The organism is Nonomuraea aridisoli, assembly GCF_003236395.1.
GTDB lineage: Bacteria > Actinomycetota > Actinomycetes > Streptosporangiales > Streptosporangiaceae > Nonomuraea > Nonomuraea aridisoli.
Genome location: NZ_POUD01000428.1, coordinates 1 through 5,167, shown reverse-complemented (window position 1 = coordinate 5,167; position 5,167 = coordinate 1). Strand labels below are relative to the sequence as shown.

Here is a 5,167-nt window from a genome sequence, read left to right as displayed (position 1 = left end):
GGGTGGCGTTCTGGGGGAGAGGCGGTCGATGTTGGGAGTGGAGAGTTTCGGCGGGACGGTGCGGTGTGGGCGTTGCGGTTCGCGGGGCGGGTGGCGCACGTGCCCGACGCCAAGGGGCTGCGCGACCTGCACACGCTGCTGAGCCGGCCCGGCGACGACGTACCGGCCGTGGTCCTGCTCGCACCCGAGGGCGGTGAGGTCGTCGTCGCGGCCCGCCGCATGGGCGGTGACGAGGTGCTGGACGACGAGGCCAGGAGCCGCTACCGCCACCGCCTGTCACAACTCGACGAGGAGATCGACCGGGCCGCCGAGCTGGGCCACGACGACCGGGTGGCGGAGCTCGACCGGGAACGGGCGGCGCTGCTCGCCGAGTTGCGCGCCGCGGCGGGACTCGGCGGCCGTACCCGACGCCTGGGCGACGAGGCCGAACGCGCCCGCAAGACCGTCACCGCCCGCATCCGCGACTCGCTGCGCAAACTGGACCGCGCCCACCCCGAGCTGGCCGCCCACCTCCGCGCCACCATCTCCACCGGCTCCACCTGCCGCTACCAACCCCAGGACCACATCACCTGGCACCTCTGACGGTGTTGACCGGCGTGAAGCCCTGCATGCGCAGTCGATCGAGACCGCCGTGGTATGCCGAAAATATGTGGGCTGGGCAGCGGTGAACGAGCGTCTGAGCTTTTGGGTGACCCTGACATCAGGGTCACCCAAGCCTCTTATAGCGTGTCAAGCTTTATTCTGGTCAGAAGGTCCTGGAACTCTTCTGCTGCTAGCAGGAGCATGCCGTTTGAGGGATTCTTGGAATCCCGCAGTCCGACGCGGCCGTCTGTGAATAGCGCTACTTCGACACAGTCTCCGTTCGCGAGGCTGTGACGACTCTTGCGCCACCCTCCCCATCTGGGGTCGATGACCAACTTACTCACTTGCTGTCACCTCTTTCGGATGAAAGAGGGAGGCACTCGCTCGCTAGCTCCTCCATTTTGTTTCTCGCGCGGCGAGACATTCCATGGACTCCGCCGGGCTCAAGGCTACTTCAGATATCCTGGCGAATGCCAGGTGGTACCGGTGTGTCCGTATCTCATCCTCGTCGACACCGCCCCCCGCCTCGTTCTCTACGTAAAGAACGTCGGGGTAGAGCTCGCCCAGATTCTCCAGCTCGGGAAACCTGAGGAGGATGAAATTGGTAACCGGCACGGGAAGTCCCTGGTCGTTCAGCAGGACCTGTATTTCAATGTTGGGACGTTCAGCCAATTCCTGCAAGTGACACAGCTGTTCTGCCATAAGAGATTCGTCGCCGATCTTCCGAGCCAGAACAGATTCATCAATAATGATCTTTGAGGTGAGTGAAGGATTGCTGATGTACTGCTCCTTGCGCTCAATTCGGAGTTCGGTTCGCCGTCTGATTTGACGAGGTGTGAGCTCGCCAAAATACCCGGTGCCTATTATCGCGCGCGCGTAGGCTTCTGTCTGTAGCTGCCCTGGGATCACCAGTGACTGCCAGTCCCATCGTTCGGTGGCTCCGCTTTCGAAGCCGAGAAAGCCTACATAGTCCTCAGAAATGGCATCAGAATATTTCTCCCACCATTCTGGGGCTGCACACTGCGGAACAAGGGCCAAGAGTTGTGATCGGTCCGGTTCCGGCATCTCGTAAAGATCGAGCAGGTTCTCAACGTCCCTGGAGTTGGGCAGAATCTGCCCGTTCTCCAGCCTTGAGATCTTGGATGTGGACCACCCGAGCGCTTTGGCCACCTGAGGTCCACTGAAGCCAACAGCCTCACGTCTCCGCCGTAACTCCGCCACCAGGCGTCGCCTGAAGACCGTGGGGCTGCCAAGAGCCATCTAGTGCCTCCCCCAACTTATGGACGTTACCCAGGGAATCGTTGCGCAATCCTCACCGGGATGTCCAGTTCCTATGTCGGCAAGCTTCTCCGGAGTATCACGCCGGGAATTTCGCCCCGATTCTCTACGAGATATCCTAAGGGTAGTTCGCCAGGTGCCGGGAGGGTACGCGCCAAAGAGTGGTCAGAAACCCTCATGAGGCCTGTCCCTACTCGTCCTTCCGATGAGGCCGCCTACGAAAGGATGCGTGATTTATGCACAAATGTGCTATTGACAGCGCTAGCTTCCGGTTCGTGTCGATCTCCAGATCGCATGCCCGATCACTCAGCCGGGAAGGACGTTGGTCCACATGACACCGGAGAGACGCATAGCGCACTGGCTTGCCCATGCGGTGGAGACGGCAATGGTCGGCGGGCTGTTCGGCTTCTGCATCACAAGAGAACTCGGGGCTGAGGCGCTTGGAGCACTCGGAGCGGCGGGAGGGGCGTTCATGGCCATCCTGATGGGATTCGCCGCTTACTTCACTGCTACCGGAGCGGTGAAGCTGCCCGACCCGCCACCCGCTACAGACGGCACCACCAAGGCTTCGGAGGGCTAGCCACTATGGCTTGAGCCGTGGTGAGTGGCCACAATCCGCTATAGACGACCGGGGACGGTACGTCGATGCGCCGGACCAAGCTTAGAAGTCGTTGATGCCTTCGTCGCGCCCGGTCCGGCGGCATCCCTCGCAAGGGTCGTTCAATGTTCGCGCCGCCGGGGCCCAGACCTTACTTACTTGCGGTTGTAGAGGCGCATGGACAGGGTGCCGAAGAGGGCGACGAGGGCGGCCGAGGACACCAGGACCCAGGTGACCTCGCCCATGTCGGGGGTGCCGGCCATCAGCGACCGTACGGCGCTGACCAGGTGCGTGATCGGGCTGGCGTTGACGAAGACCTGCAGCCAGCCCGGCATGGTGGACGGATCGACGTAGACGTTGCTCAGGAAGGTGAGCGGCATGAGCAGCATCATGCTCATCCCCATGACCGACTTCTCGCTGCGCAGCAGCAGCCCGAGCATCGTCCACAGCCAGGAGAACGCGAACGAGAACACCAGCACCAGCAGGATCCCGCCGACCACGCCGGTCACCCCGCCCTGTGGACGGAAGCCCAGCACCAGGCCGACCGCCAGGATGACGATCGAGGCGATGACGTAGCGCAGCAGGTCGCCCAGGAGGTATCCGACCAGGGTAGACGGGCGCCAGATGGGAAGGGTGCGGAAGCGGTCGAAGACGCCCTTCTCGATGTCCTTGTTCACCTCCACGCCGGTGTACATGGTGATCATCACGATGCTGGTCGTCAGGATGCCCGGCAGCAGGAACTGCAGGTACTCGGTCGGCGACCCGGCCAGCGCGCCCCCGAACAGGTACGTGAACATCAGCGTCATCATGAGCGGGAACGCCGTCACGTCGAAGAGCTGCTCGGGCACGTGCTTGATCTTCAACATCGCCCGCCAGCCGAACGTGATCGACGCCGACCACGCACTCGGCCGCGGCGGTCTCACCCCCGGGGCGAGGACCCCGGCCAGGGCGTCGGGCGCCGGGGCGTAGGTGGTGCCGGTCTCGGTGGTGGTGCTCATGCTGCCGCCTCCTCGGTGGCGCGGTGGTCGGTGAGAGCCAGGAAGACCTCGTCCAGGCTGGGCTGGCCGAGGGAGAAGTCGTCCACGACGATGCCGGCCTCGGCGAGCCGGCCGAGCGCGCGGGCGGCCTGCTCGGCCGCCGCCGAGTCGCGGCCTTCGCCGGTGGAGCCGCCCGTGAGGCGCGCGGTGAGCGCCACCGGGTCGGCCTCCAGGTAGACGGACGCGTCGAGGGCCTCGGCCAGCAGGCGCTCGGCGGCGGGCCGGGCGCCGGGGTCGCGCAGCCGTACGTGGACCGCGCCCGCCCCGACGGACGACTTCAGCTGCCCGGGCGTGCCCTCGGCGATCACCTTGCCGCGGTCGATGACCGCGATGCGGGCGGCCAGCCGGTCGGCCTCCTCGAGGTACTGGGTGGTCAGCAGCACCGTGGTGCCGTGGGCGACGACGACGCGGACGATGTCCCAGACCTGGTTGCGGCTGCGCGGGTCGAGGCCGGTCGTCGGCTCGTCGAGGAAGAGCAGGTCGGGGGTGTTGAGGATGCTGGCCGCGATGTCGAGCCGCCGCCGCATGCCGCCGGAGTACGTCTTGACCTGCCGGCGCCCGGCGTCCGTCAGCCCGAACGCGTCCAGCAGCTCCGCCGCCCGCTCGCGCGCGGCCGGTTTGCGGTGGCCGAGGAGGCGGGCGAGCAGGATCAGGTTCTCGGTGCCGGTCAGGTCCTCGTCGAGGGAGGCGTACTGGCCGGTCAGGCTCACCCGGGAGCGTACGGCGTCGGCCTCGCGCACCACGTCGTGCCCGAACACGGTCGCCTCGCCGCCGTCGGGACGCAGCAGCGTGGCGAGCATGCGGACGGCGGTCGTCTTCCCGGCGCCGTTGGGCCCGAGCACGCCGTACACGGCGCCGGCCGGCACGGCGAGGTCGAGTCCGTCCACGGCGCGCGTCTCGCCGAAGACCTTGACCAGGCCCGAGGTCTGTATCGCCAGATCTGGCATGGCATTCCTTTCCAGAAACTCATGAGACGTACGGCTGGGCGCGACGGCCCTCCCGCAGCGTGCGGCCCCACCAGGTGAGCTGGTCGAGCATGGCCCCGCTGGCGCGCAGCCGGTCGTCGGTGTCGTGTGGGCGGCCGCGGCCGTCGACGGCCGGGCCCAGCAGATCGACCCCCACCCAGTCGCGCACGGTCACCGCGTGCAGGGCGGTGAAGACCGTGCGGAGCTGCTCGACCGCGTAGTGGCCGGCCGAGCCGGAGCCGTACGAGACGATGCCCACGGGCTTGGCCTGCCACTCGTCGTACGCGAAATCGATGGCCTGCTTGAGCGAGGCGGGGAAGCTGCGGTTGTACTCGGGGGTGACCACGACGAAGGCGTCGGCGCGGCCGACGGCCGCGGCGAACCGCCGCATGGACGGCGTCGGCCGCTGCGGGTAACACGCCGGGAAGGCGTAGCCGGCCAGGTCGAGCACCTCGACGGCGAGGTCGTCGCGCCGCCCGGCCAACTCCGCGAACCACGCGCCCACCGTCTCGCACGCCCGTCCCACCCGGGTGCTGCCGATGATCACCGCAACCCCCAGCAACGCGCTCCTCATCGCGCCACCTCCCTTCACCCCCAAGGCGCTAGACCCCCGCTAGATCGGATCTAGCGGGCGAAGGCCCGGGGGAAGGCGGGTGAGTAGGGGGTCCGCTGAGGAGGTGGGTCCGTAGTGGGTGCAGGTTCGCGGG

6 protein-coding genes and 1 pseudogene are annotated in these 5,167 nt (G+C 66.5%); 2 read left to right on the top strand and 5 right to left on the bottom strand.

Going from position 1 to position 5,167, the window contains the following annotated elements:
* Positions 1-582, top strand: a pseudogene (locus tag C1J01_RS46055) (ATPase); the annotation flags it as partial.
* A gap of 137 nt (positions 583-719) precedes the next feature.
* Here the strand turns inward: C1J01_RS46055 and C1J01_RS46050 are convergent.
* On the bottom strand, positions 720-926 hold the full coding sequence (locus tag C1J01_RS46050) for a DUF397 domain-containing protein (RefSeq protein WP_328589750.1): 207 nt from the start codon (positions 924-926) through the stop codon (positions 720-722).
* Between the two features lie 43 nt (positions 927-969).
* Positions 970-1,842, bottom strand: coding sequence for a helix-turn-helix domain-containing protein (locus tag C1J01_RS46045; RefSeq protein WP_111185316.1), 873 nt, complete (start codon positions 1,840-1,842; stop codon positions 970-972).
* A gap of 403 nt (positions 1,843-2,245) precedes the next feature.
* Here C1J01_RS46045 and C1J01_RS49415 point away from each other — a divergent pair, with 403 nt between their 5' ends.
* Positions 2,246-2,440 carry a hypothetical protein gene (locus C1J01_RS49415; RefSeq protein ID WP_146615990.1) on the top strand — a complete coding sequence of 65 codons (195 nt, stop codon included), beginning with the start codon at positions 2,246-2,248 and terminating at the stop codon, positions 2,438-2,440.
* A 173-nt stretch (positions 2,441-2,613) separates the two neighbouring features.
* Here the strand turns inward: C1J01_RS49415 and C1J01_RS46040 are convergent, their stop codons facing one another.
* The 3 genes from C1J01_RS46040 to C1J01_RS46030 are packed head-to-tail and all read right to left on the bottom strand — an operon-like array spanning position 2,614 to position 5,034.
* Complete coding sequence (locus C1J01_RS46040; protein ID WP_111185315.1) at positions 2,614-3,456, bottom strand: ABC transporter permease; 843 nt, start codon at positions 3,454-3,456, stop codon at positions 2,614-2,616.
* Positions 3,453-4,442 carry an ATP-binding cassette domain-containing protein gene (locus tag C1J01_RS46035; RefSeq protein WP_111185314.1) on the bottom strand — a complete coding sequence of 330 codons (990 nt, stop codon included), beginning with the start codon at positions 4,440-4,442 and terminating at the stop codon, positions 3,453-3,455. The genes C1J01_RS46040 and C1J01_RS46035 overlap by 4 nt, the downstream gene beginning before the upstream one ends.
* A gap of 19 nt (positions 4,443-4,461) precedes the next feature.
* A complete protein-coding gene (locus C1J01_RS46030; RefSeq protein WP_111185313.1) occupies positions 4,462-5,034 on the bottom strand; it encodes an NADPH-dependent FMN reductase in 573 nt (190 codons plus the stop codon).
* Positions 5,035-5,167: the final 133 nt, after the last annotated feature.